Source organism: Streptomyces sp. MMS24-W38, assembly GCF_059889265.1.
The window spans coordinates 6,586,259-6,611,292 of record NZ_JCBCPP010000001.1; the positions used below are offsets into that span (position 1 = coordinate 6,586,259).

At 71.3% G+C, this 25,034-nt stretch carries 21 protein-coding genes; 6 read left to right on the forward strand and 15 right to left on the reverse strand.

Translation table 11 applies throughout. The features are described 5' to 3' along the window. The first annotated feature begins 99 nt into the window (after nt 1-99). The gene (locus AC6F7H_RS28930; RefSeq protein ID WP_500760133.1) at nt 100-1,644 is read left to right on the forward strand and encodes a purine-cytosine permease family protein; all 1,545 of its coding nucleotides are present in this window, start codon (nt 100-102) and stop codon (nt 1,642-1,644) included. A gap of 100 nt (nt 1,645-1,744) precedes the next feature. On the opposite strand, the gene AC6F7H_RS28935 is transcribed toward AC6F7H_RS28930, so the two are convergent. Then, nucleotides 1,745-2,107 carry an ArsR/SmtB family transcription factor gene (locus AC6F7H_RS28935; RefSeq protein WP_500760136.1) on the reverse strand — a complete coding sequence of 121 codons (363 nt, stop codon included), beginning with the start codon at nt 2,105-2,107 and terminating at the stop codon, nt 1,745-1,747. A 56-nt stretch (nt 2,108-2,163) separates the two neighbouring features. On the opposite strand from AC6F7H_RS28935, the gene AC6F7H_RS28940 reads away from it, so the two are divergent. The 3 genes from AC6F7H_RS28940 to AC6F7H_RS28950 are packed head-to-tail and all read left to right on the forward strand — an operon-like array spanning nt 2,164 to nt 6,181. Beyond that, the gene (locus tag AC6F7H_RS28940; RefSeq protein WP_500760139.1) at nt 2,164-4,113 is read left to right on the forward strand and encodes a heavy metal translocating P-type ATPase; all 1,950 of its coding nucleotides are present in this window, start codon (nt 2,164-2,166) and stop codon (nt 4,111-4,113) included. 55 nt (nt 4,114-4,168) lie between these two features. Continuing rightward, nucleotides 4,169-5,677: an AlkA N-terminal domain-containing protein gene (locus AC6F7H_RS28945; RefSeq protein ID WP_500760142.1), complete on the forward strand. Its 1,509-nt coding sequence runs from the start codon at nt 4,169-4,171 to the stop codon at nt 5,675-5,677. Nucleotides 5,678-5,698: 21 nt separating this feature from the next. After that, nucleotides 5,699-6,181, forward strand: a complete 483-nt coding sequence (locus AC6F7H_RS28950; RefSeq protein WP_500760145.1) for a methylated-DNA--[protein]-cysteine S-methyltransferase — start codon at nt 5,699-5,701, stop codon at nt 6,179-6,181. Between the two features lie 13 nt (nt 6,182-6,194). Here AC6F7H_RS28950 and AC6F7H_RS28955 read toward each other — a convergent pair whose 3' ends face one another. The 3 genes from AC6F7H_RS28955 to AC6F7H_RS28965 all read right to left on the reverse strand — a co-directional run bounded on the left by AC6F7H_RS28955 (nt 6,195) and on the right by AC6F7H_RS28965 (nt 8,753). Next, complete coding sequence (locus AC6F7H_RS28955) at nt 6,195-6,920, reverse strand: SIR2 family NAD-dependent protein deacylase (protein WP_500760148.1); 726 nt, start codon at nt 6,918-6,920, stop codon at nt 6,195-6,197. 73 nt (nt 6,921-6,993) lie between these two features. Next, complete coding sequence (locus AC6F7H_RS28960) at nt 6,994-7,497, reverse strand: NUDIX domain-containing protein (protein WP_500760151.1); 504 nt, start codon at nt 7,495-7,497, stop codon at nt 6,994-6,996. A gap of 182 nt (nt 7,498-7,679) precedes the next feature. Continuing rightward, nucleotides 7,680-8,753, reverse strand: a complete 1,074-nt coding sequence (locus AC6F7H_RS28965) for an ADP-ribosylglycohydrolase family protein (protein ID WP_500760154.1) — start codon at nt 8,751-8,753, stop codon at nt 7,680-7,682. A 218-nt stretch (nt 8,754-8,971) separates the two neighbouring features. On the opposite strand from AC6F7H_RS28965, the gene AC6F7H_RS28970 reads away from it, so the two are divergent. Beyond that, nucleotides 8,972-10,093, forward strand: a complete 1,122-nt coding sequence (locus tag AC6F7H_RS28970; RefSeq protein WP_500760157.1) for a glycerate kinase — start codon at nt 8,972-8,974, stop codon at nt 10,091-10,093. 61 nt (nt 10,094-10,154) lie between these two features. Here AC6F7H_RS28970 and pssA read toward each other — a convergent pair whose 3' ends face one another. The 9 genes from pssA to AC6F7H_RS29015 form a co-directional block, all read right to left on the reverse strand. After that, nucleotides 10,155-10,970 (reverse strand): CDP-diacylglycerol--serine O-phosphatidyltransferase, encoded by an 816-nt coding sequence (pssA, locus tag AC6F7H_RS28975; RefSeq protein WP_109376282.1) that lies wholly within the window; start codon nt 10,968-10,970, stop codon nt 10,155-10,157. A 22-nt stretch (nt 10,971-10,992) separates the two neighbouring features. Further along, nucleotides 10,993-11,649: a phosphatidylserine decarboxylase gene (locus AC6F7H_RS28980; RefSeq protein ID WP_500760159.1), complete on the reverse strand. Its 657-nt coding sequence runs from the start codon at nt 11,647-11,649 to the stop codon at nt 10,993-10,995. Between the two features lie 170 nt (nt 11,650-11,819). After that, complete coding sequence (locus tag AC6F7H_RS28985) at nt 11,820-13,025, reverse strand: acyl-CoA dehydrogenase family protein (RefSeq protein ID WP_500760162.1); 1,206 nt, start codon at nt 13,023-13,025, stop codon at nt 11,820-11,822. Continuing rightward, nucleotides 13,026-13,538, reverse strand: coding sequence for a MaoC family dehydratase (locus AC6F7H_RS28990; protein WP_500760165.1), 513 nt, complete (start codon nt 13,536-13,538; stop codon nt 13,026-13,028). A 5-nt stretch (nt 13,539-13,543) separates the two neighbouring features. Next, complete coding sequence (locus AC6F7H_RS28995; RefSeq protein ID WP_500760168.1) at nt 13,544-14,506, reverse strand: HpcH/HpaI aldolase/citrate lyase family protein; 963 nt, start codon at nt 14,504-14,506, stop codon at nt 13,544-13,546. Further along, entirely contained in the window at nt 14,503-16,554 is a 2,052-nt protein-coding gene (locus tag AC6F7H_RS29000; RefSeq protein ID WP_500760171.1) for a protein meaA, read from the reverse strand. The genes AC6F7H_RS28995 and AC6F7H_RS29000 overlap by 4 nt, the downstream gene beginning before the upstream one ends. 10 nt (nt 16,555-16,564) lie before the next feature. After that, a complete protein-coding gene (gene ccrA / locus AC6F7H_RS29005; protein WP_500760173.1) occupies nt 16,565-17,908 on the reverse strand; it encodes a crotonyl-CoA carboxylase/reductase in 1,344 nt (447 codons plus the stop codon). Nucleotides 17,909-18,349: 441 nt separating this feature from the next. Next, complete coding sequence (locus AC6F7H_RS29010) at nt 18,350-19,162, reverse strand: TetR family transcriptional regulator (RefSeq protein WP_500762113.1); 813 nt, start codon at nt 19,160-19,162, stop codon at nt 18,350-18,352. A 166-nt stretch (nt 19,163-19,328) separates the two neighbouring features. Next, nucleotides 19,329-21,143, reverse strand: a complete 1,815-nt coding sequence (locus AC6F7H_RS29015; RefSeq protein WP_500760176.1) for a 3-hydroxyacyl-CoA dehydrogenase family protein — start codon at nt 21,141-21,143, stop codon at nt 19,329-19,331. A 386-nt stretch (nt 21,144-21,529) separates the two neighbouring features. Here AC6F7H_RS29015 and AC6F7H_RS29020 point away from each other — a divergent pair, with 386 nt between their 5' ends. After that, nucleotides 21,530-22,138, forward strand: a complete 609-nt coding sequence (locus tag AC6F7H_RS29020) for an adenylosuccinate lyase (RefSeq protein ID WP_500760179.1) — start codon at nt 21,530-21,532, stop codon at nt 22,136-22,138. Nucleotides 22,139-22,197: 59 nt separating this feature from the next. Here the strand turns inward: AC6F7H_RS29020 and AC6F7H_RS29025 are convergent, their stop codons facing one another. Then, a complete protein-coding gene (locus AC6F7H_RS29025) occupies nt 22,198-23,775 on the reverse strand; it encodes an alpha/beta hydrolase (protein ID WP_500760181.1) in 1,578 nt (525 codons plus the stop codon). Between the two features lie 135 nt (nt 23,776-23,910). Beyond that, complete coding sequence (locus tag AC6F7H_RS29030; RefSeq protein WP_500760183.1) at nt 23,911-24,963, reverse strand: Rv2578c family radical SAM protein; 1,053 nt, start codon at nt 24,961-24,963, stop codon at nt 23,911-23,913. Nucleotides 24,964-25,034 lie beyond the last annotated feature (71 nt).

Here is a 25,034-nt window from a genome sequence, read left to right on the forward strand (position 1 = left end):
CAGAAGGCTATCTCTCTGTGATTGGCACCATTGTCGCAGGTCAGCAAGGGGCTCAGACTGTGGAGCCGTCCCCCGGTACGAACGGCAGGTGAAGAGCCCATGGCGACCTCGGTCACCGAAATCGAGACTCATGGTGTCGAGCAGATCCCGGACGAGGAGCGCACGGCCCGTCCGCTCGACCTGTTCCGGCTCGCCTTCGGCGGCGCCAACACCTTCGCGACGTGTGTGCTGGGTTCCTTCCCCATCCTGTTCGGCCTCTCCTTCTGGCAGGGGCTCGCGGCGACCCTGCTCGGCCTGGTCGCGGGCGCCCTGCTGCTCGCGCCGATGGCGCTCTTCGGTCCCACGAACGGCACCAGCAACTCCGTCTCCTCCTCCGCCCACCTGGGAGTGCACGGCAGAGTCGTCGGCTCCTTCCTCGCGCTGCTCACCGCGGTCGCCTTCTTCTCGATCTCGGTGTGGTCCTCGGGCGACGCCCTGGTCGGCGGCGCGCACCGGTTGCTGGGACTGCCCGAGTCGACAATGACGTACGCCCTGGCGTACGCGGTCTTCGCCGGCCTGGTGCTGGTGGTCTGCATCTACGGCTTCCGCTTCATGCTGCTGGTCAACAAGATCGCGGTGGTGGCGGCCTCGGCCCTGTTCGTGCTGGGCGCCTTCGCCTTCGCCGGCGACTTCGACCCCGGCTACGCGGGCGCCTTCGCCTCGACCGCGGACCCGCTGTTCTGGCCCTCCTTCATCGGCTCCGCGCTGATCGTGCTCTCCAACCCGGTCTCCTTCGGCGCGTTCCTCGGCGACTGGTCCCGCTACATCCCGGCCGCGACGCCCCGCCGCCGGGTGATGGGCGCCGCGTTCCTGGCCCAGATCGCCACCCTGCTGCCGTTCGTCTTCGGTCTGGCCACCGCGTCGGTCATCGCCACCCAGGCCGGGAAGTACTTCGACCCGGCCGCACCCAACTACGTCGGCGGCCTGCTCGCGATCTCGCCGGGCTGGTACTTCCTGCCGCTCTGCCTCATCGCGCTGATCGGCGGTCTGTCCACCGGCACGACCGCGCTGTACGGCACCGGACTGGACTTCTGCAGCGTCTTCACCCGCTTCAGCCGCGTCCAGGCGACGATCCTCATCGGCGCCCTGTCCATCGTGTTCATCTTCGTCGGCCGGTTCTGGCTGAACCTCACGCAGTCGATCTCCACCTTCGCCACCCTGATCATCACCTGCACCGCGCCGTGGATGATCGTGATGGCCCTCGGCTACGTCACCCGCCGGGGCTGGTACGACCCGGAGGCGCTCCAGGTCTTCAACCAGCGCCGCACGGGCGGGCGCTACTGGTTCAGCCACGGCTGGAACTGGCGCGGCCTGGCCACCTGGCTGGTCTCCGCCGCGGTGGCCCTGCTCTTCACCAACCTGCCCGGCCAGTTCGTCGGACCGCTCGGGAACCTCGCCGACGGCATGGACATCTCGCTGCCGGTCGGTCTGATCCTCGCGGCGGTGCTCTACCTGGTCCTCCTCACCCTGTTCCCCGAGCCGCGCGGGGTGTACGGACCGGCGGGACCCCGCCTGGTGCGGGTCTCCGACGCCGAGGTCCTGCCGATCAGCGGCGGCCCGCAGGAGACACCGGAGGCACCGGCGGCGCCGGCACCGGTCGGCTGACCCGTCCGGTCGGCCGAACCTCGGGCCGTGCATCACGGGGCGGGCCCGCGCAACCGCGGGCCCGCCCCGTCGGCGTTCCCCGGCGGACGGGGCGGCGCGGTCACTCGGCCGCGTCGGTGATCCCCAGTCGCAGATGCTCCACGTGGTACACGGCCTGGTCGAGCAGCTCGGCGACATGGTGGTCGTGGAGCGCGTACACGACGCGGCGGCCCCGGCGTTCGCCCACCACCAGGCCGAGGTTGCGCAGCAGCCGCAGCTGGTGCGAGCAGGCCGACTGCTCCATGCCCACCTCCGCGGCCAACTCCGTGGCCGGCAAAGGTCCTTCGCGCAGCCGGGCCAGGATCAGCAGCCGGGACGGGGTGGACAGGGCCTGGAGTGTGGTGGCGACCTTCGTGACGTTGTCCGCGTCCAGACGGACGCGCTCTGCGTCGCTCTGCGCGGGGATGACGGCTCCATGACCCATGTGGACATCCTACTCAGTACACATGTAGGCATGAACGAGTCTTCATGTGTTCCTGTATGCTGCTGCGCGTGTCCGTGACTCTCGCTCCCGCGCCCCCGTCGTCCGCCGGCGCCCCGGTGGCGCGACGCCGCACCCGTGTTCTCGCCCTGCCGGAGGCGCGGTGGGCGCTGGCCGCGCTCGTGGCCTTCCTGGTCGGCCTCGCGTCGGATGCCGCCGGCGCACCGGATGCGGTGTGCGGAATCCTGTACGCGGTCGCCTATGTCTGCGGGGGTTGGGAACCGGCCCTCGAAGGGCTCCGGGCGCTGCGCGAGAAGACCCTCGACGTCGACCTGCTGATGATCGTCGCCGCGCTGGGTGCCGCCGCGATCGGCCAGGTCTTCGACGGCGCCCTGCTGATCGTCATCTTCGCCACCTCCGGCGCCCTGGAGGCCCTGGCCACCGCCCGCACCGCCGACTCCGTACGCGGACTGCTCGACCTCGCGCCCACGACGGCGACCCGGCTGACCGGTACCGGCGAGGAGTCCGTACCCACCGCCGAACTCGCCCTCGGCGACGTCCTGCTGGTCCGCCCCGGAGAGCGCATCGGCGCCGACGGCACGGTCCTGGACGGCGTCAGCGAGGCCGACCAGGCCACCATCACCGGCGAGTCGCTGCCGGTCGTCAAGCGCCCCGGCGACGAGGTCTTCGCCGGCACCCTCAACGGCACCGGCGCCCTGAAGGTCCGCGTCGAGCGCGACCCGGCCGACTCCGTGATCGCCCGCATCGTCGCCCTGGTCGAGGAGGCGTCCCGGACCAAGGCGCCGACCCAGCTCTTCATCGAGAAGGTCGAGCAGCGGTACTCGGTCGGCGTGGTCGTGGCCACCCTCGCCGTCTTCGGCATCCCGCTCGCCTTCGGTGAGAACCTCACCGACGCCCTGCTGCGGGCGATGACCTTCATGATCGTCGCCTCGCCGTGCGCGATCGTGCTCGCCACGATGCCGCCCCTGCTGTCCGCCATCGCCAACGCCGGACGGCACGGCGTGCTGGTGAAGTCGGCCGTCGCGATGGAACGCCTCGGCGAGACCGACGCCACGGCCCTCGACAAGACCGGCACCCTCACCGAGGGCACTCCCGAGGTGACGGCCGTACGCCCGCTGCCCGGCTCCGGCCTCGACGAGGACGCCCTGATCGCCCTGGCCGCGTCCGCCGAGCACCCCAGCGAGCACCCGCTGGCCCGCGCCGTGGTGGCCGCCGCCCACGCCCGCGGCCTGCCCCTCGCCCCCGCCGCGGACTTCACCGCCGTGCCCGGCCGCGGTGTCACCGCCACGGTGGAGGGCGCGGTGGTGACCGTCGGGCGCGCAGAGGGGGCAGAGGGGGCAGAGGGGGAGGAGGCGGCCGACGGCGGGACCGTCGTCCGCGTCACCCGCGACGGCACCCCCGTGGGGACCCTCGCCCTCACCGACCGCCTCCGTCCCGACGCCCCCGGGGCAGCCGCCGCGCTGACCGCACTCACCGGAACCGCGCCCGTCCTCCTCACCGGCGACAACGCGCGGGCCGCCGCACACGTGGCCGGCGCGACCGGTCTCACCGACGTCCGTGCCGGACTCCTGCCCGAGGACAAGGTGAACGCCGTACGGGGCCTCCAGGACGCCGGCCGCAAGGTCCTCTTCGTCGGCGACGGCGTCAACGACGCGCCCGCCCTCGCCGCCGCCCACACGGGCGTCGCCATGGGGCGCGCGGGTTCCGACCTGGCCCTGGAGACGGCGGACGCGGTCGTCGTACGGGACGAGCTCGCGGCCGTGCCCGCGGTCGTACGGCTGTCCCGGGCCGCCCGCCGCCTGGTCGTGCAGAACCTCGTCATCGCGGGCACGGTCATCACCGTCCTGGTCCTGTGGGACCTGATCGGCCACCTCCCGCTTCCGCTCGGCGTCGCCGGCCACGAGGGCTCGACCGTACTGGTCGGCCTCAACGGACTGCGGTTGCTGCGCGAGTCGGCATGGCGAACCGGGGCGGCGCAGGCCGACTGAGGTTCATGTCGGATTCCTGCGAGACTCCGTCCGCCCCGTCCCCGATGCTGGACCCATGCAGAAGGGGATGCACACCGACATTGAACGCTGCGTGCGGGCCGTCCAGTCCAAGGACGCGCGGTTCGACGGCTGGTTCTTCACCGCCGTGCTGACCACCGGCATCTACTGCCGGCCCAGCTGCCCGGCGGTACCGCCCAAGCCCGAGAACATGGTCTTCCAGCCGAGTGCGGCGGCCTGCCAGCAGGCGGGGTTCCGGGCCTGCAAGCGGTGCCGTCCCGACACCAGCCCCGGATCCCCGGAGTGGAACCAGCGCGCCGACGCCGTGGCCCGCGCCATGCGGCTGATCGCCGACGGGACCGTGGACCGGGAGGGCGTACCCGGCCTCGCCGCCCGGCTCGGCTACAGCACCCGGCAGGTGGAACGCCAACTGCTCGCCGAGCTGGGCGCGGGACCCCTCGCCCTCGCCCGGGCGCAGCGCGCCCAGACCGCGCGGCTGCTCATCGAGACGACCGCCCTGCCGATGACGGAGGTCGCCTTCGCCGCCGGGTTCTCCTCCGTCCGCTCCTTCAACGACACGGTGCGCGAGGTCTTCGCCCTCGCCCCGAGCGACCTGCGCGCCCGCGTGCCGCAGCGGACTTCCGGCAGCCCCACGAGCGCCCCCGGCGGCACTCCCGGCGCGCTGTCCCTGCGCCTGCCGTTCCGCGCCCCGCTCAACCCCGACAACCTCTTCGGCCACCTCGCCGCGACCGCCGTACCCGGCGTGGAGGAGTGGAAGAACGGCGCCTACCGGCGCACGCTGCGGCTGCCGTACGGGCACGGCGTCGTGGCCCTGACCCCGCGGCCCGACCACATCGCCTGTCGCCTCACCCTCACCGACCCGCGCGATCTCACCGTCGCCATCAGCCGCTGCCGCCGGCTGCTCGACCTGGACGCCGACCCGGTGGCCGTCGACGACCGGCTGCGCACCGACCCGGTGCTCGCACCACTGGTCGACAAGGCGCCCGGCCGCCGGGTCCCGCGTACGGTCGACGAGGCGGAGTTCGCCGTCCGGGCCGTGCTCGGCCAGCAGGTCTCCACGGCCGCCGCCCGCACCCACGCGGCCCGTCTGGTCACCGCGTACGGCGAGCCGGTGGACGACCCGGACCCCGAGGGCGGCCTCACCCACCTCTTCCCGTCGCCCGAGGCACTAGCCGACCTGGACCCCGAGACCCTGGCCATGCCCCGCACCCGCCGGACCACCTTCACCACCCTGGTCCGCCGACTCGCCGACGGCGACCTCCGGCTGAGCGTCGGGAGCGACTGGCCCGAGACCCGCGAGAAGCTCCTCGCCCTCCCCGGTTTCGGCCCCTGGACGGCCGACGTCATCGCCATGCGCGCCCTGGGCGACCCGGACGCCTTCCTCCCCACCGACCTCGGCATCCGCCGCGCCGCCCGCGAACTCGGCCTGCCGTCCACCCCGGCCGCGCTCACCGCACGCGCGGCGGCCTGGCGGCCCTGGCGGGCGTACGCGGTCCAGTATCTGTGGGCGACGGACGACCACCCGATCAACTTCCTGCCGGTGTAAGGAAACAGAGAGACGCAGCCGATGAAACAGCACACCGTGATCGACAGCCCCTACGGCCCGCTGACGCTCGTCGCCGACGACGGCGTCCTGTGCGGCCTCTACATGACCGACCAGCGCCACCGCCCCCAGGAGGAGACCTTCGGCGACCGCGACGACACCGTCTGCCCCGCGGCGAAGGAACAGTTGAAGGCCTACTTCGCAGGCGAGTTGAAGGAGTTCACCCTCGAACTGCGCCTGCACGGCACCCCGTTCCAGCGCCGCGTCTGGGACCAGCTGACGTGCATCCCGTACGGCGAGACCCGCTCCTACGGTCAACTCGCCGATGTCCTCGGCAACCCCAAGGCCTCCCGCGCGGTCGGCCTCGCCAACGGCCGCAACCCGATCGGCATCATCGTCCCCTGCCACCGCGTCATCGGCGCGAGCGGCGGCCTCACCGGCTACGGCGGCGGCCTGGCCCGCAAGCAGCGCCTGCTGGACTTCGAGCGGGGGACGGCCCTGTTCTGAGCGGCGATCCGGGCTATGCCGCGATCCGGCCGAGCAGCGCGGGCAGGGCCGTGCCGATCGGCTCCCGGATGATCTCGTCGGCGCGGTCGTCGTACGGCGTCGGCTCGGCGTTGACGATGACGAGCCGGGCGCCGTGGTCGGCGGCGACGCCCGCGAGGCCGGCGGCGGGCTGGACCTGGAGGCTGGTGCCGACGGCGATGAAGACGGTGCAGGCCTTGCTGATCGCGAGTGCGTCGCCGAGCACCACGGGGTCGAGCCGCTCGCCGAACATCACCGTCGCCGACTTGAGGATCCCGCCGCACACCAGGCACGGCGGATCCTCCTCACCGGCCTCGACCCGGGCGAGCGCGTCCTCCATGGGGCTTCGGGCATGGCAGTGCGTGCACACCACACTGCGTACCGTGCCGTGCAGCTCGAGCACCTTGCGGGCCGGCATCCCGGCGAGCTGGTGCAGTCCGTCCACGTTCTGCGTGATCACCCGCACCGGCACCCCGGACCGCTCCAGCTCGGCCACGGCCCGGTGCGCGGCGTTCGGCTCGGCCGCGAGCGCGCGGTTCTTGCGCCGCATCTGCCAGGACCGGCGGCGGATGTCCGGGTCGCCCATGTAGTACGTGTACGTCACGAGCTTCTCGGCCTCCGGGTCCCGCCGCCACAGCCCGTTCGGGCCTCGATAGTCGGGGATCCCGGAGTCGGTGCTGACGCCGGCACCGCTGAGAAGGGCGACGAGGGGCTTGCTCATGCAGCCGAGGGTAGGGGCCGCCGGCCGTCGCGGCGAGCAGATATCGGCGGGTGGGGCATCGGGCGGGCACAGGTCAGTGCACCCGGTGCCCGTTCTCCAGTTCCGCGGTGTTCGAGCCGTCGGCGAGGACGTCCAGGGCGGCCGGCACCCGGCGTCCCAGGGCACCCCGGAGATACTCGGCCAGCTCCTCGCGCGGCACGAGCCGCCAGGAGAGCAGCTCCTCCTCCTGCAACCGGATCGCCGCGAGGTCGTCCGCGCCGAGCACCCCGCCGTCGTACAGGTACGCCACCATCGGGGCCTGTCCGGGCCACCGCACCCAGTCCACCGCGAGCAGCCGCCCGAGCGGCCGGTCGAGCCCGATCTCCTCGGCCGTCTCGCGCCGCGCGCCCTGCCGCGGGGTCTCCCCCTCGTCCGACTCGATCGTGCCGCCGGGCAGCGTCCACCCCTCCCGGTAGTTCGGCTCGACGAGCAGCACCCGGCCCTCCTCGTCCCGGAAGAGAGCGGCCGCGCCGGCGAAGATCCGGGGGAGCGAGGCGAGGTAGGCGGCGAAGTCCTGGACGTCCTGCGTGGTGGTCATACAGGCAGGGTAGTGGCGCCGGGGACCGCCACCGTGGCGGCGGAGCGGCCCGACCAGGGCGCACGGCAGCACACCCCGGTCCCGTGACCGACACCGAACGGCGCACGCGCCGGGGCGCACGAGCCACAGGAGCCGCCGGCCGCACCGCCCGTATCCCGTGTCCCGCCCTTCCGGAGCCGGGATCAGGCCGCCGTCCGTGCCAGCCGCAGGGTGCGCTCCGCCAGCTCGCTGATGCGCACCCCGTCGAAGCCGAGGACCGCGCTGCGCACCGTGTCCTGGAGCGGGTCGCTCCACTGCTCCGGGACGGCCGACGCGCCGCACAGGACACCGGCCACCGAGCCCGCCGTCGCCCCGTTGGAGTCGGTGTCCAGACCACCGCGCACCGTCAGGGCGATGGTGCGGGTGAAGTCGCCGTCGCCGTACAGCAGACCGGCGGTGAGGACGGCGGAGTTCGGGACGGTGTGGATCCAGCCGAGGCCCGCCGTCTCCTCCTCGACCGTGGCGAGCGTGTCCTCCCAGGCCAGCCCGGTCTCGTGCAGGGCGCACACCCTGCGCACGGTGCGGGCCAGGCGGCAGCCCGCCGGGATCACCGTCAGCGCCTCGTCCACGGCGTGGCGCACCGTGGACGCAGTGAACGCCGCCGAGATCAGCGCCGCCGCCCACATCGCGCCGTAGACCCCGTTGCCGGTGTGCGACAGCACCGCGTCACGGCGGGCCAGCGAGGCCGCGCGGCGCGGGGCGCCGGGGGACGTCCAGCCGTGGATGTCGGCGCGGATCAGGGCGCCGATCCACTCCTGGTACGGGTTGTCGTAGGTGGCCGTCAGCGGTGGCCTGCGGCCGTTCGCGAGGTTCCGGTACGCCGCACGCTCCGCGGTGAACGTCTGCAGATACGGCAGCCGCAGCAGCCACAGGTCGCCCACCTGCTCGGTGCTGAAGCCGAAACCGTGGGTCTCCAGCAGGTGCAGGCCGAGGATCGCGTAGTCGACGTCGTCGTCCCGGCAGCTTCCGTTGACGCGGCCACGGACGCAGGAGCGCCACTCGGGGCGCAGGTCGCGGCGGTCGCTCTCGGTGAGCGGTTCGGGCAGGTAGTCGTCGAGGGGGAGGGCCGCCGCCCGGCGCAGGTAGCGGTCGATGCGCTCACGGGTCCACACCTCGCCCTGCTCGACCGGCTTGCCCAGCATGTTGCCCGCGATCCGGCCCAGCCAGCCTCCGAGGACGCGGTCGGCGAGCCCCGGTTCCGTCTCCACAGCGGTCATGGGTCCGGTCTACCCGATTCCGGCCGCGACCGCGCCTTCCCGGCCGGGTGTCCGCCGGTCCGGGGGCGACGCCGTGGGTGCCCGCCGGTTAGGGTCGCAGGGGCGCGCGACCGGCCTCGACACGCGTACGGGACCCGGAGAGCAAGGGGATTGCGACAGTGGCGGACGCTGCAGTGAGCGGTACTCGATCAGCAAGGTCAGCACGGCCGGCGCGGCGGGTGCTCGTCGCCGCGGACAAGTTCAAGGGGTCGCTGACGGCCGTGCAGGTCGCCGAGCGGGTGACGGCCGGGCTGCGTCGGGTGGTGCAGGACCTCGAGGTCGAGGCGCTGCCCGTGGCCGACGGCGGTGACGGCACGGTGGCGGCCGCGATCGCGGCCGGCTTCGACCGGCGGGAGGTACGGGTCACCGGCCCCGTCGGCGACGAGGTGACGGCGGTGTTCGCGCTGCGCGGCGACACCGCCGTGGTGGAGATGGCGGAGGCCAGCGGGCTCCAGCGGCTTCCGGACGGCGTACCGGCGCCGCTGACGGCGTCCACGTACGGTTCCGGCGAGTTGCTGCGGGCCGCGCTGGACGCGGGTGCGCGCACCCTGGTGTTCGGGGTCGGCGGCAGCGCCACCACGGACGGCGGCGCCGGCATGCTGGCCGCGCTGGGCGCCCGCTTCCTGAAGGCCGACGGTGAGCCGGTGGCGCCGGGCGGCGGCGGCCTCGCCGAGCTGGCCTCGGCCGATCTGTCGGGCCTGGACCCGCGTCTGGGCCGGGTCGAGTTCGTGCTCGCCAGCGACGTCGACAACCCGCTGACCGGACCGAAGGGCGCCCCGGCGGTCTACGGGCCGCAGAAGGGCGCCTCGCCGCAGGACGTGGAGCGGCTGGACGCGGCGCTCGGGCACTTCGTGCGGGTGCTGGAGGAGTCGGCCGGGGTGAAGGCCGCCGCGGAGTTCGCCGGCTCGGCGGGCGCGGGGGCGGCCGGCGGCATCGGGTTCGGCGCGCTGCTCCTCGGGGCCGGGTTCCGGCCCGGTATCGAGGTGATGCTGGACGTCCTCGGTTTCGCGTCCGCACTGGAGCGGGCCGACCTCGTGATCACCGGTGAGGGCTCGCTGGACGAGCAGACCCTGCACGGCAAGGCCCCGGCGGGGGTCGCCGCCGCGGCACGCGCCGCCGGCAAGGAGGCCGTCGCGGTGTGCGGGCGGCTCACCCTGTCGCCGGAGGTGCTGGGGCGGGCGGGGATCCGGCGGGCGTACGCGCTGACGGATCTCGAGCCGGACGTGGCGACGTGCATCGCGGAGGCGGGGCCGATCCTGGAGCGGACCGCGGAGCGGATCGCCCAGGACTTCCTGAGCTGAGGCCGCCGAAAAGCGAAGGGCCCCGAACCCAACCCTGGGTCCGGGGCCCTTCGCAGTGCCGTTACGACTGCGCCGCCCGTGCCTCGCGGCGGTTGTCGCGGAAGTTGTTCACCCGGCGGGCCGTGGCGAACAGCGGGATCACCGCGCCCATCACCAGCTGCAGCGCGCACCCCGTCTGCAGCAGCAGCTGGCCGCTGGGGGCGTCGAAGGCCCACGCCGTCAGCATCCCCATGCTCAGCACGATCCAGGTCAGCATCGCCACCGCGAGGGGGCCCCGCGGCTTCGGGTACTCGACCCGGCTCACCATCAGCCAGGCGGTGCCCAGGATCGCCAGCACCGTCGCCACGAACGGCAGCTCCAGCAGCACGATCGAGACGACGGTCAGCGCGCCGAACGGTGACGGCATGCCCTGGAAGGTGCCGTCCTTGACCGTGACGCAGGAGAACCTCGCCAGTCTCAGCACCACCGCCAGCAGCACCACGATCGCGCCGACCGCGGCCACTCTCTGGTGCGCGTCGTCCGCGACCATGCCGTACACGAGGACGAAGTACGCCGGCGCCAGACCGAAGCTGATCAGGTCCGAGAGGTTGTCCAGTTCCGCGCCCATCGGGGAGGAGCGCAGCTTCCGGGCCACCAGGCCGTCGAACAGGTCGAAGACGGCCGCGCACAGCATCAGGATCACGGCGGTGGCCGCGCTGTGGCGGGCCATGCCGGACTCCTGGCTGCCCGTGAGGTGCGGGATCAGGATGCCGGTGGTGGTGAAGTACACGGCCATGAAGCCGCAGGTGGCGTTGCCGAGGGTGAGGGTGTCCGCTATCGACAGGCGGAGCGAGAGAGGCATCTCCTCCTCGTCGTCCTCCTCGTCGGCGTCGGGCACCCAGCCGGCCTGTGTCTCAGGATCAATCACGGTCAATTCGAGTCACCCCTGCCACGGTCTTCTGCCCCACCTCGACGTCGATCTCGACGCCCTCGGGCAGGTAGAGATCCACCCGGGAGCCGAACCGGATGAGACCGATCCGGTCGCCCTGCTCGACCTTGGTGCCCTCAGGCACGTAGGGGACGATGCGGCGGGCCACCGCGCCGGCGATCTGGATCATCTCGATGTCACCGAGCTCGGTGTCGAAGTGCCAGACCACACGCTCGTTGTTCTCGCTCTCCTTGTTGAAGGCGGGAACGAAGCCACCGGGGACGTGCTCGACCGACGTCACCGTGCCGGCCAGCGGCGCCCGGTTGACGTGGACGTTGAGCGGGCTCATGAAGATCGCGACACGGGTCCGACCGTCCTTCCACGGCATGATGCTCTGCACCGCACCGTCGGCGGGCGAGATGACCCGGCCCCGGGCGATCTCGCGCTCGGGGTCGCGGAAGAACCACAGCATCCCCGCCGCGAGAGCGGTGGCGGGAACGGCTACGGCCTTGGCGGCACCCGAGCGGCGGGCACGGACCAGGCTGACGGCTGCGGTGGCGACGGTCGGCAGAAGCCACGGCGATGCTCCGCGCGCGAGGCGTACACCGGCGAGGCTGTCGCGAGATGCAGAGGTTTTGCTGTGGGGCATGGATGACCTTCGTAGCGGATAGTGCCGCGCACTGACGGGGGACGGCGGCTTTCCGGCGATCGTAGCGGCTCCAGGTGACAACTGGGTAAGCCAGGCAGTCGAGTCGAAGGCCGGAGAGTGTTGACGGGGTGTGATCCGCTATTCCAAGAAAACACCCCGTATCCGGACATTCAGCCCTGGAATCGATACTCTTCGAGCAGTCTGCGGCCGATGATCATTTTCTGGATCTCGGCGGTGCCCTCTCCGATCAGCAGCATCGGGGCCTCCCGGTAGAGGCGCTCGATCTCGTACTCCTTGGAGAAGCCGTACCCGCCGTGGATCCGGAAGGCGTCCTCGACGACCTCCTTGCAGTACTCGGACGCGAGGTACTTGGCCATACCCGCTTCCAGGTCGTTTCGTTCGCCGGAGTCCTTTTTACGTGCGGCGTTCACCATCATGGCATGCGCGGCCTCCACCTTGGTGGCCATCTCCGCGAGCTTGAACTGAATGGCCTGGTGGTGGGCGATCTGCTTGCCGAAAGTGTGACGCTGTTGGGCGTACCGGACACCGAGTTCGAAGGCACGCTGGGCGACGCCGCAGCCACGCGCGGCCACATTGACGCGGCCGACCTCCACGCCGTCCATCATTTGGTAAAAACCGCGGCCGGTGACCCCGCCGAGCACCCGGTCCGCCGGAATCCGCAGGCCGTCCATGATGAGCTCGGTGGTGTCGACCCCCTTGTAGCCCATCTTGTCGATCTTGCCGGGGATGGTGAGACCGGGGCGGACCTCGCCGAAGCCGGGCTCCTTCTCCACCAGGAAGGTCGTCATCGACTTGTGGGGCGCGGTGCCTTCCGGGTGACCCTCGTCACTGCGGACCAGAACGGCCACCAGGGACGACGTGCCGCCGTTGGTCAGCCACATCTTCTGGCCGTTCAGGACGTACGAGTCGCCGTCCCTGACCGCCTTCGAGGTGATCGCCGACACGTCCGAGCCCAGGGCCGGCTCCGACATGGAGAACGCGCCGCGGATGTCGCCGGCCGCCATGCGCGGCAGGAAGTGGTCCCTCTGCTCCTGCGTGCCGTGCTGCTTGAGCATGTACGCCACGATGAAGTGCGTGTTGATGATGCCGGACACCGACATCCAGCCGCGGGCGATCTCCTCCACGCACAGCGCGTAGGTCAGCAGCGACTCGCCCAGACCCCCGTACTCCTCGGGGATCATCAGTCCGAACAGGCCGAGTTCCTTCAGGCCGTCGACGATCTGCTGCGGGTACTCGTCGCGGTGTTCCAGCTCGGTCGCGACCGGGATGATCTCCTTGTCCACGAAGTCGCGGACGGTGGAGAGGATCTCCTGCTGGACGTCGGTCAGACCGTGGGTCTGGGCGAGACGGCTCATCTACTTCCCCTGTTCCTTGAGCTCGGGGCGGCCGGGCTGCTCGCCGCCGCGCTCCTTGATGTACGTCTCGGTCGGCACCATCACCTTGCGGCGGAAGACGCACACGAGCGTGCCGTCCTGCTTGTAGCCCTTGGTCTCGACGTGGACGATGCCCCGGTCGTTCTTCGACTTCGACGGCCACTTGTCGAGCACGGTCGTCTCGCCGTAGACGGTGTCGCCGTGGAAGGTCGGCGCCACGTGCTTGAGCGACTCGATCTCCAGGTTGGCGATCGCCTTGCCGGAGACGTCCGGGACGGACATGCCGAGCAGCAGCGAGTAGATGTAGTTGCCCACGACGACGTTCTTGCCGAAGTCCGTGGTCTGCTCGGCGTAGTGGCTGTCCAGGTGGAGCGGGTGGTGGTTCATCGTCAGGAGGCAGAACAGGTGGTCGTCGTACTCGGTGACCGTCTTGCCCGGCCAGTGCTTGTACACCGCCCCGACCTCGAACTCCTCGTAGGTGCGTCCGAACTGCATCGCGCTCAGGCCTCCGGGATCTCGAACTTCGATGTGCGCTGCATGCCGGCCGCGCGGCCCTTGCCGGAGATGACCAGGGCCATCTTGCGGCTGGCCTCGTCGATCATCTCGTCGCCGAGCATCGCGGAGCCCTTCTTGCCGCCCGCCTCGGACGTGTAGTAGTCGTACGCGTCCAGGATCAGCTCGGCGTGGTCGTAGTCCTCCTGGGAGGGCGAGAAGATCTCGTTCGAGGCCTCGACCTGCCCCGGGTGCAGCACCCACTTGCCGTCGAAGCCGAGGGCGGCGGCGCGCCGGGCGACCTCGCGGTAGCCGTCCACGTTGCGGATCTGCAGGTAGGGGCCGTCGATCGCCTGGAGGTTGTTGGCGCGAGCGGCCATCAGGATCTTCATCAGGATGTAGTGGTACGCGTCCGCCGGGTAGCCGGGCGGCTGCTCGCCCACGACCAGCGACTTCATGTTGATCGACGCCATGAAGTCGGCCGGGCCGAAGATGATGGTCTCCACGCGCGGGGAGGCCTGCGCGATCTCGTTGACGTTGTTCAGGCCCTGGGCGTTCTCGATCTGCGCCTCGATGCCGATGCGGCCGACCTCGAAGCCCATCGTCTTCTCGATCTGGGTGAGCAGCAGGTCCAGGGCCACGACCTGCTGCGCGTCCTGGACCTTCGGCAGCATGATGCAGTCCAGGTTCGGGCCGGCGCCCTCGACGACCGTCACGACGTCGCGGTACGTCCACTCGGTCGTCCAGTCGTTGACGCGCACGACGCGGGTCTTGCCGGTCCAGTCGCCCTCGTTGAGGAACTTGACGATGGTGTGCCGCGCCTCGGGCTTGGCGAGCGGCGCGCACGCGTCCTCCAGGTCCAGGAAGACCTGGTCGGCGGCCAGGCCCTGGGCCTTCTCCAGGAAGCGCGGGTTCGAGCCCGGTACCGCGAGACACGAGCGGCGGGGACGAAGGCGATCGACAGTCGTCATGCGGGGACCTCCAGGGGGTCGAGCTTGTTCGCGTTCCGGATCTCGTCGACGATCCGGCCGATGATGCCGGTGATGTCGAAGTCCTTCGGGGTGAAGACCGCGGCGACTCCCGCGGCCCGCAGTTCTTCGGCGTCACCGTTCGGGATGATGCCACCGGCGATCACCGGTATATCTGTGGCGCCGGCCACACGGAGGCGTTCCAGCACGTCCGGCACCAGCTGGGCGTGCGAGCCGGACAGGATGGACAGGCCCACCGCGTGCACGTCCTCGGCGAGGGCGGCGTCCACGATCTGCTCCGGGGTGAGCCGGATGCCCTGGTAGACCACCTCGAACCCGGCGTCGCGGGCCCGCACGGCGATCTGCTCGGCACCGTTGGAGTGGCCGTCCAGGCCGGGCTTGCCGACCAGGAACCGCAGCTTGCCGACGCCCAGGTCCTTGGCCGTCAGGTCCACCTTGCGGCGCACCTCGGACAGGGCCGAGCCCTCCTCGGCGGCGACCGCGACCGGCGCCGACGAGACGCCGGTCGGCGCGCGGAACTCGCCGAACACCTCGCGCAGGGCCCCGGCCCACTCGCCGGTCGTGGCGCCGGCGCGGGCGCACTCAAGGGTGGCCTTCATGAGGTTCTCGGTGCCGCGTGCGGCCTCCTTCAGCCTCTCCAGCGCCTTGCAGGGGCGCGGGTGGTTGAAGGGTGGCTGGTAGCGGGTGTCGCGCCAGTTCTGCAGCGCGGCGATGACGCGCGCCTCCACCGCCGGGTCGACCGTCTGGATCGCGGTGTCCAGGTCGGCGGTCAGCGGGTTCGGCTCGGTGCCCTCGAAGGCGTTGACGCCGATGATCTTCTCCTGGCCCGACTCGATCCGGGCCCGGCGCTCGGCGTGCGAGGCGACCAGCTGCGACTTCAGGTAGCCGGACTCGACGGCGGCCATCGCGCCGCCCATCTCCTGGATGCGCTCGATCTCCGCGAACGCCGACTCGACCAGCTCGTCGACCTTCGCCTCGATCACCTTCGAGCCCTCGAAGATGTCCTCGTACTCCAGCAGGTCGCTCTCGTGCGCCAGCACCTGCTGGATGCGCAGCGACCACTGCTGGTCCCAGGGCCGGGGCAGGCCCAGCGCCTCGTTCCAGGCCGGCAGCTGCACGGCACGCGCGCGGGCGTCCTTGGAGAGGGTGACCGCCAGCATCTCCAGCACGATCCGCTGGACGTTGTTCTCCGGCTGGGCCTCGGTCAGGCCCAGGGAGTTGACCTGGACGCCGTAGCGGAAGCGGCGGTGCTTGGGGTTCTCGATGCCGTACCGCTCACGGGTGATGCGGTCCCAGATCCGGCCGAAGGCGCGCATCTTGCACATCTCCTCGACGAAGCGGACGCCCGCGTTCACGAAGAAGGAGATGCGGCCGACGACGTCGCCCATGCGTTCCTGCGGCACCTGGCCGCTGTCGCGCACCGCGTCCAGCACGGCGATCGCGGTGGACATCGCGTACGCGATCTCCTGCACCGGCGTGGCGCCCGCCTCCTGCAGGTGGTAGCTGCAGATGTTGATCGGGTTCCACTTGGGGAGGTGGGAGACCGTGTACGCGATCATGTCCGTCGTCAGGCGGAGCGACGGCCCCGGAGGGAAGACGTGCGTACCCCGGGACAGGTACTCCTTGACGATGTCGTTCTGGGTCGTGCCCTGGAGCTCGGTGATGTCCGCACCCTGTTCCTCCGCGACGACCTGGTAGAGCGCCAGCAGCCACATGGCCGTGGCGTTGATCGTCATCGAGGTGTTCATCTGCTCCAGGGGGATGTCCTGGAACAGCCTGCGCATGTCACCGAGGTGCGCGACCGGCACGCCGACCCGGCCGACCTCGCCGCGGGCGAGGACGTGGTCGGAGTCGTACCCGGTCTGGGTCGGCAGGTCGAAGGCGACCGACAGACCCGTCTGGCCCTTGGCGAGGTTGCGCCGGTACAGCTCGTTGGACGCCTCGGCCGTGGAGTGGCCGGCGTACGTGCGCATGAGCCACGGCCGGTCCCGTTCCCTTCGCGCCTGCGGCGCGCTCTGACGCTCAGTCATCCGGCAGCCCTCAGATGTTCCGGAAGCGGTTGATGGCGTCGACGTGCCGCGCGCGCATCTCCTCGTCGCGCACGCCCAGGCCCTCCTCGGGAGCCAGGCACAGCACGCCGACCTTGCCCTGGTGGAGGTTGCGGTGGACGTCGTACGCGGCCTGGCCGGTGTCCTCGAGGGAGTACACCTTGGAGAGCGTCGGGTGGATCTTGCCCTTGGCGATGAGGCGGTTGGCCTCCCAGGCCTCGCGGTAGTTGGCGAAGTGGGAGCCGATGATCCGCTTCAGCGACATCCACAGGTAGCGGTTGTCGTACTGGTGGTCGTACCCGGAGGTCGACGCGCAGGTGACGATGGTGCCGCCCTTGCGCGTGACGTACACGGAGGCGCCGAAGGTCTCGCGGCCCGGGTGCTCGAAGACGATGTCGACGTCCTCGCCGCCGGTGAGTTCGCGGATGCGCTTGCCGAGGCGCTTCCACTCGCGCGGGTTCTGGGTGTGCTCGTCCGCCCAGAACTTGTAGTCCTCGGCGCTGCGGTCGATGATCAGCTCGGCGCCCATCCTCCGGCAGATCTCGGCCTTCTGCTCGCTGGAGACCACGCAGATCGGGGTGGCGCCGCCGGCCAGTGCGAACTGGGTGGCGTACGAGCCCAGGCCGCCGCTCGCGCCCCAGATCAGCACGTTGTCGCCCTGCTTCATCTGGGCGCCGTTGCGGGAGACCAGCTGGCGGTAGGCGGTGGAGTTGACCAGGCCCGGGGCGGCGGCCTCCTCCCAGCTGAGGTGGCCCGGCTTGGGCATCAGCTGGTTGGACTTGACCAGGGCGATCTCCGCGAGGCCGCCGAAGTTGGTCTCGAAGCCCCAGATGCGCTGCTCGGGGTCGAGCATCGTGTCGTTGTGCCCGTCGGAGGACTCCAGCTCGACGGAGAGGCAGTGCGCGACGACCTCGTCGCCGGGCTGCCAGGCGTTGACGCCGGGGCCGGTGCGCAGGACGACGCCCGCGAGGTCGGAGCCGATGATGTGGTACGGCAGGTCGTGGCGCTTGGTGAGCTCGCTGACCTTGCCGTAGCGCTCCAGGAAGCCGAACGTCGACAGCGGCTCGAAGATCGAGGTCCACACCGAGTTGTAGTTGACCGAGGAGGCCATGACGGCCACCAGGGCCTCACCCGGGCCGAGTTCGGGCACGGGCACGTCGTCGAGGTGGATCGACTTGCGGGGGTCCTTGTCGCGGGTGGCGAGTCCGGAGAACATCTCCGTCTCGTCCTTGTGCACGGTGATCGCACGGTACGACTCGGGCAGCGGCAGGGCGGCGAAGTCCTCCGACGTGGAGTCGGGCGACTGGATCGCGGCCAGGATGTCCTTGACGGTCACGGTGTTGCCTCCGGCGATGAGCGGCCCTGATGAGGGAGGGGCGCTGAGGGTTACGTCGGTGCTGCTGAGGGTTCGAGGGGGTGCCGTCGGTTCGGCGGGGGTGGTGCTCCGGCAGCGCTTTGTGGCGCGGGAGGTGCCTGTGACGCAGGCGTCCGGGCGGGCAGGCCTGGGAAAGGCTTGCTGGGACAGCCGGCACACGAATGGTCTCTGCGCGCCGGCCGCCCGGACTCCTTCAACGTATGGCACGGCGTGACAGTGCGCAAGGCACTGGGTGCCATTAATCGGTCTCAGATGAAATCTTTACGTGACAAATGAGCGATGATCGATCGAACGGTGCCCGAAGGGGGTGCCAAAAGGGGCCCGGCATGGCAAAACGGCCACCCCGGGGGGTGGCCGTCGTCACAGTGGTGGGAGAGGCGCTCAGCGTGCGCCAGGGCTCTCTCAGCGCTCTTTGAGGGCCTGTTCGATGGTCCTCATCACCTCGTCGAGCGGGGCGTCGGTGCGGGCGACCGTCACCAGCACCTCACCCCGGTCGGACACCGAGGCGGCGGGCGGCTTCGGCGGCGCGGCGCGGCGGCCCGCCATGATCCCGCTCCCGAAGGTCCTGCGGACGATCGAGAAGGCGTGGTCGAGCTCCGCCTCCACATCGCCCTGGCCGTCCGCCCTGAGCCAGCGCCGGAGCACATGGTTGTGCGCGGTGACCACGGCGGACGCCGCGACCTCCGCCAGCAGCGGCTCGTCGCCCGTGTCCTCGTCGTTCGCGTGCTCGTCGAAGTGGCCGAGCAGATAACGGGTGAAGAGACGCTCGTAACGGGCCACCGAGGCGATCTCCGCCTCGCGCAGCGTGGGCACCTCGCGCGTCAGCCGGTAGCGGGCGATGGAGATTTCCGGCTGCGCCGCGTACATCTTCATGACCTCCTTGATGCCGCGGCACACCGTGTCGAGCGGATGCTCGTGCGCCGGCGCGGCGTTGAGCACCGCCTCGGCGCGCACCAGGGTGTCGTCGTGATCCGGGAAGATCGCCTCTTCCTTGGAGCGGAAGTGCCGGAAGAAGGTGCGGCGGGCGACCCCGGCCGCGGCCGCGATCTCGTCGACGGTGGTGGCCTCGTACCCCTTGGTCGCGAACAGCTCCATCGCGGCGGCCGCCAGTTCCCGGCGCATCTTGAGCCGCTGGGCGGCTGCGCGACTGCCGGTGGAACGCTCCGGCGGCTCGGTCGTGGCTGGTGTACGGGCGGACTTGGCGGGCTGGGACATGCCCCGAACGTACTGCATGTGCGCGGCTCGGCGCGCGGGGCCGGCGGCTTCCCCGCCTTCCGGGGGCGGGGAAGCCGTGCGGCCCGTGGGCTGCGCGAACCGGCCGGGATCCAGCAGCCCGCCCCACTGGGCGGTGCCGCGGAACCAGTCGTCCAGGCGGTGCTGCTCAGCGCTTGACATATTCGCGGAAGCCACGGCCGGTCTTGCGGCCGAGGCAGCCCGCGGCCACCAGGTGCTCCAGCAGCGGTGCCGGAGCGAGTCCCGGGTCGCGGAACTCGCGGTGCAGGACCTTCTCGATCGCGAGTGAGACGTCCAGCCCGACGACGTCCAGCAGCTCGAAGGGGCCCATCGGGTAGCCGCCGCCCAGCTTCATCGCGGCGTCGATGTCGTCGAGGGAGGCGTAGTGCTCCTGCACCATCTTGACCGCGTTGTTGAGGTACGGGAACAGCAGCGCGTTGACGATGAACCCGGCCCGGTCGCCGCAGTCCACGGCGTGCTTGCGGATCGCCCGGCAGACCTCGCGCACCGTCGCGTGGACATCGTCGGCGGTCAGCACCGTGCGGACCACCTCGACCAGCTTCATGGCCGGCGCCGGGTTGAAGAAGTGCATGCCGATCACGTCCTGCGGACGCGAGGTGGCACGGGCGCAGGCGATCACGGGCAGGGACGAGGTGGTGGTGGCGAGCACCGCGCCCGGCTTGCAGACCTTGTCCAGCGCGGCGAACAGCTGCTGCTTGACCTCCAGTTCCTCGGCGACCGCCTCGACCGCCAGATCCACGTCGGCGAAGTCGTCGTAGGTGCCCGTAGGCCGGACGCGTTCAAGGGTCTGGGCGGCGGCCTCGGCGGTCATCCGCCCCTTGTCGACGGAGCGCGCCAGGGACTTGCCGATACGCGCCTTGGCGCCCTGTGCCTTCTCATCGCTGCGGGCGGCCAGGACCACCTCGTAGCCGGCCTTCGCGAACACCTCGGCGATACCGGAGGCCATGGTGCCCGAACCCGCCACCCCCACCGAGCGGACCGGCCGGCCCGCGACGGGGGAACCGCCCGCCAAGGGGGTCAGCGCGTCCCGCACGACGACGGCGCTGCCCGGTTCCTCGTACGTGTAGAAACCACGCCCGGCCTTGCGGCCCGTCAGCCCCGCCTCGCTCAGCTGCTTGAGGATCGGGGCCGGCGCGTGCAACCGGTCGTGGGACTCCGCGTACATGGCCTCCAGGACCGTACGCGCGGTGTCCACACCGATCAGGTCGAGCAGCGCCAGCGGACCCATGGGCAGACCGCAGCCCAGACGCATCGCCGCGTCGATGTCCTCGCGGGAGGCGTAGTGCGCCTCGTACATCGTGGCGGCCTGGTTGAGGTAGCCGAACAGCAGCCCGTCGGCGAGGAATCCGGGCCGGTCGCCCACCGCGACGGGCTCCTTGCCCAGGTCCAGGGCGAGGTCGGTGACCGCGGTGACGGCCTCCGGCGCGGTCAGCACCGAGGAGACGACCTCCACCAGCTTCATCGCCGGGGCGGGGTTGAAGAAGTGCAGGCCCAGCACGCGCTCGGGGCGGGTCGATTCGGCGGCGAGGCGGGTGACCGACAGGGCGTTGGTGCCGGTCGCCAGGATCGTCTCCGGCCGCACGACGGCGTCGAGTTCACGGAAGATCTGCTGCTTGATCCCGTACGACTCCGGCGCCACCTCGATCACCAGGTCGGCGTCGGCCGCCGCCGTGAGGTCGGTCGAGGTGGTCACGCGGGCGAGGAGGTCCGTGCGCTCCTGTGCGGTGAGCCGTCCGCGCTCCACGGCGTGGGCGGTCGAGGACTCCAGGGTGGCGACGCACCGCGCGGCCTGGGCCGCACTGATGTCGACGCCGACGACCTCGCGGCCGGCCTTGGCCAGGACCTCGGCGATGCCGGTGCCCATGGTGCCGAGGCCGACGACGGCGATGGTCCTGAACGGGGACACGGGAGCGCCGGACTGGGGGGACAGGGGAGTGGCCATCGAGGGACTCCAGGAAATGAGGGTGACGACGGAAACCGCGCCCGGATGCGCCGAGGGCGCACGGGGTGCGAGCGGAGTGCGGGTGATGCCGGGCTGCGAGCGCACACGCCCGATGCCGTCGCGGCGGGCGCGTGCACGCCCGGAAACGGCGGTCCGACCGGCCCTGTCCCGGGGCCGAGCCGTACTGCGGTACACGAGTACCGAACCGACTGCACTCACCGTGGCCGCGTCACCAGACCACCGTGAGGAGAAACAGAAAGCAGGAAACGAAAACACGAGTGGGTCACTCGCTCCTCTGAGCTTAACTTGCGGGTAACGAGCGCGCCAGCCCCCGGTGTTTGTGATGTACGTCCCGATCGACTCCCCGGGCACCTAACCTCTGGTGCATGGACGAAGAGTTGCGTTCGCTCACGGAGCGCTTACGGGCCGAGGCGTCCGGCCCGGCGGCCCTCGACCGGCTCCTGGCGATCGAGGACCCCGATGCCCTGGCCGCCGTGCTCACCGAACCCGGGCAGCCGCTGTGGGCCAGGGAACTGGCCGCCTTCCGACTGGGGTTGGCGGGTGACCGGCGGGCCTTCGAGTCCCTGGTGCTCCTCCTCAACCACCGCGACCCCCCGCGCTGCGCCGGCGCCGCGCACGCGCTGGCCCGGCTCGGCGACCCGCGCACCGCCCGCGCCGCCGCCGCGCTCGCCACCAACGAACTCCGTGTCGCCTACGCCCTGCACCCGGTACGCCTGCTGGTCGAACTGCGCGCCCCGGAGGCGGTGCCCGCCCTGATCACCACCCTGCGGCGCAGGCTGCGCCCCCACGACCCGTACCGCCGGGTCGCCCTCGCGTGTGTGGAGGGGCTGGGCGAACTCGGCGACGCCCGCGCCGAACCCGTCCTGAACGAGGCCCTCGCCCACCCGGCGCTGGCCGAGGCGGCGGTCCACGCCCTGGCCCGGATCCCCCGGCAGCGCCGAACATCCGGCCCGCGCATTCCCGGCCAGAGGTAGCGGGGCCGACCGAGGGGCGCCGACGTCGGCACGGCCCGGTCGGTCGGCCCGTCGGATACTCAGCTGCGGAAGCCGAGCAGGCCGTGCAGGGTCGATCCGCGTGCCGTGCTCGGCGTCGCCTTCGACGTCCGCGGCGTCGGATCGGGCAGGGCCTCGCACACCGCGTCGGCCCGACCGTGACCGCGTGGCACGGTCCCGTCGGCCAGATACGCCGCCAGATGCCCGTCGAGGCAGGCGTTGCCGCTCAGCGTGATGCCGTGGTTGCCCCCGCCCTCCTCGACCACCAGGCTGGAGCGGGTGAGCAGCCGGTGGACCGTCACACCGCCCCGGTACGGAGTGGCCGCGTCGTCGGTGGCCTGGAACAGCAGCGCCGGCGGCAGCTTCCCGTTGGCGATGTTCACCGGCCGCAACGACCGGGTCGGCCAGAACGCGCACGGTGCGTTGTACCAGGCGTTGTTCCAGGCCATGAACGGCGCCTCCTCGTGCACCTCCCAGTTGTCCTTGCGCCACTGCCGCCAGTCCCGCGGCCAGGACGCGTCCCGGCACTCGACCGCCGTGTAGACGCTGTAGCCGTTGTCGCCGGCGGCGTCGACCGCGCCGAAGTCCTCGTACGTCCGGATCAGCGGCCCGGCGTCGGCGTCGTTCACGTACGCCGCGAACGCCTCCGCCAGGTAGGGCCAGTAGCCGTTGTAGTAGCCGCCCGGGAGGAAGGTGTCCTCCAGCTCGGCGGCGCCCACCTTGCCGTCGGCGGGCTTCTCGGCCAGGGCCGCGCGCATCGCGTACCACTTGGCCTCGATCTTCTTCGCGTCGGTGCCGAGCCTGTACGTGGCGTCGTGCTCGGCGATCCAGCCCATGAGGGCGCGGTGGCGCTCGTCGAAGGCGCGGTCCTGGTCCAGGTTGGAGTCGTACCACACCTCGGTGGGGTCGACGATCGAGTCCAGGACCAGGCGCCGCACCCGCTCCGGGAACAGCTTGGCGTACACGGCGCCCAGATAGGTGCCGTAGGAGTAGCCGAGGTAGCTGAGCTTCTTCGCGCCCAGCGCCTGACGGATCACGTCCATGTCGCGGACCGCGCTGGTCGTGTTCACGTGCGGCAGCAGATCCGCGTACTTCTTGCCGCAGGCGTCGGCGAACGACTTCACGCGCTCGAGGCTGGCCCGCTCCGCCGCGGGTGTGCTCGGCACCGGGTCCGGCCGCACCGGGGCGAAGTGGTTCGGCGCGCAGTCCAGTGCGGGCTTGCTCGCGCCCACACCGCGCGGGTCGAAGCCGATCACGTCGTACTGGGCGGCCACCTCCTTCGGCAGCGAGGCGGCGACGAACCCGGCGAGCGCCAGCCCGCTGCCGCCGGGGCCGCCGGGGTTCACCAGGAGAGGGCCCTGGTACGTCTTCGCGGTGTGCGGTACGCGGGACAGCGCGAGCGTGATCCTTTGCCCGTCGGGACGGGCGTGGTCGAGCGGCACTTCGACGGACGCGCACTGCAGCGTCGGATGGCTCTTGGTGCCGCACTCCTTCCACACCGGCTTCGCCGCGCGGAACGCGTCGGCGCCGCTCGGTGCGGCCGCTTCGGCGGGCAGGGCCGTCAGACTCCCGGCCATGACGGCGGCGGCACTGCACAGCACTGCTGTGCGTTTCCTCATGGGGCCTCCCAGGGCGGAGGGTCGGTGAACCGCGGGACTCACGGTTCACGCGGCATCGTCCCGGAACGCGCCCCCGGATGAACGTGTTCTACCGACTCTTGACCCGATCGGGTTGCCCGATGCCCTCGAACGCTCCTAAAGGAGCGAGAGTTGGGTCGGGCCGGACCTGGGAGATCCGGAGAGCGGCGGCCCGGCCGCCCCGGTGGGCCCCACGCGGTGGGGCAGCTCCGCGCGCGTGGGGCCGATGCCGTACTCCCGGGCCAGGTCGTGCACCTGACGGGTGACCCGGCGCTGGTACCACTTCGGGGCGTAGGCGCCCTCCGCGTACAGCCGCTCGTACCGGCTCACCAGGTACGGGTGATGCCGCCCGAGCCAGGACATGAACCACTCGCGGGCGCCCGGCCGCAGATGCAGCACCAGCGGCGTGACGGAGGTGGCGCCCGCCGCGGCGATCGCCCGTACGGTGGCCCGCAGTTGCTCCGGGCGGTCGCCCAGGAAGGGGATCACCGGCGCCATCAGGACCCCGCAGCCGATGCCGTGCGCGGCGAGCGTCCGCACGACCTCCAGCCTGCGTTCCGGTGCGGGCGTGCCCGGCTCCACCGTGCGCCACAGCCCGGTGTCGGTGAAGCCCACGGAGACCGAGACGCCGATGTCGGTGACCTGGGCCGCCTGCCGCAGCAGCTCCAGGTCGCGCAGGATCAGCGTGCCCTTGGTGAGGATCGAGAAGGGATTCGCGTGGTCCCGCAGCGCGGCGAGGATGCCCGGCATCAGCCGGTAACGGCCCTCCGCGCGCTGGTAGCAGTCGACGTTCGTGCCCATCGCTATGTGCTCGCCCTGCCAGCGCCGGGCGGCGAGCTGACGGCGCAGCACGTCGGGCGCGTTCACCTTCACCACGATCTGGCTGTCGAAGCCGATGCCCGTGTCGAGGTCCAGATAGCTGTGCGACTTGCGCGCGAAGCAGTACACACACGCGTGTGTGCAGCCCCGGTAGGGATTCACGGTCCACTCGAAGGGCATGCGGGAGGCCCCGGGTACCCGGTTGAGGACCGAGCGGGCGCGGATCTCGTGGAACGTGATTCCGGCGAACTCCGGTGTGTCGAAGGTACGGGTGGTCACCGCCTCCGCGTCGAACAGCGCGGCGTCGGCCCGGCTGTGTTCGGAGTCCGGTGCGAGGTTCTCCCAGCGCATGACACCTCCTCGGTAGCACTGGCCCACAGAATAGAACAAGTGTTCCCTTGATCGTGTGAACGACATCTTCG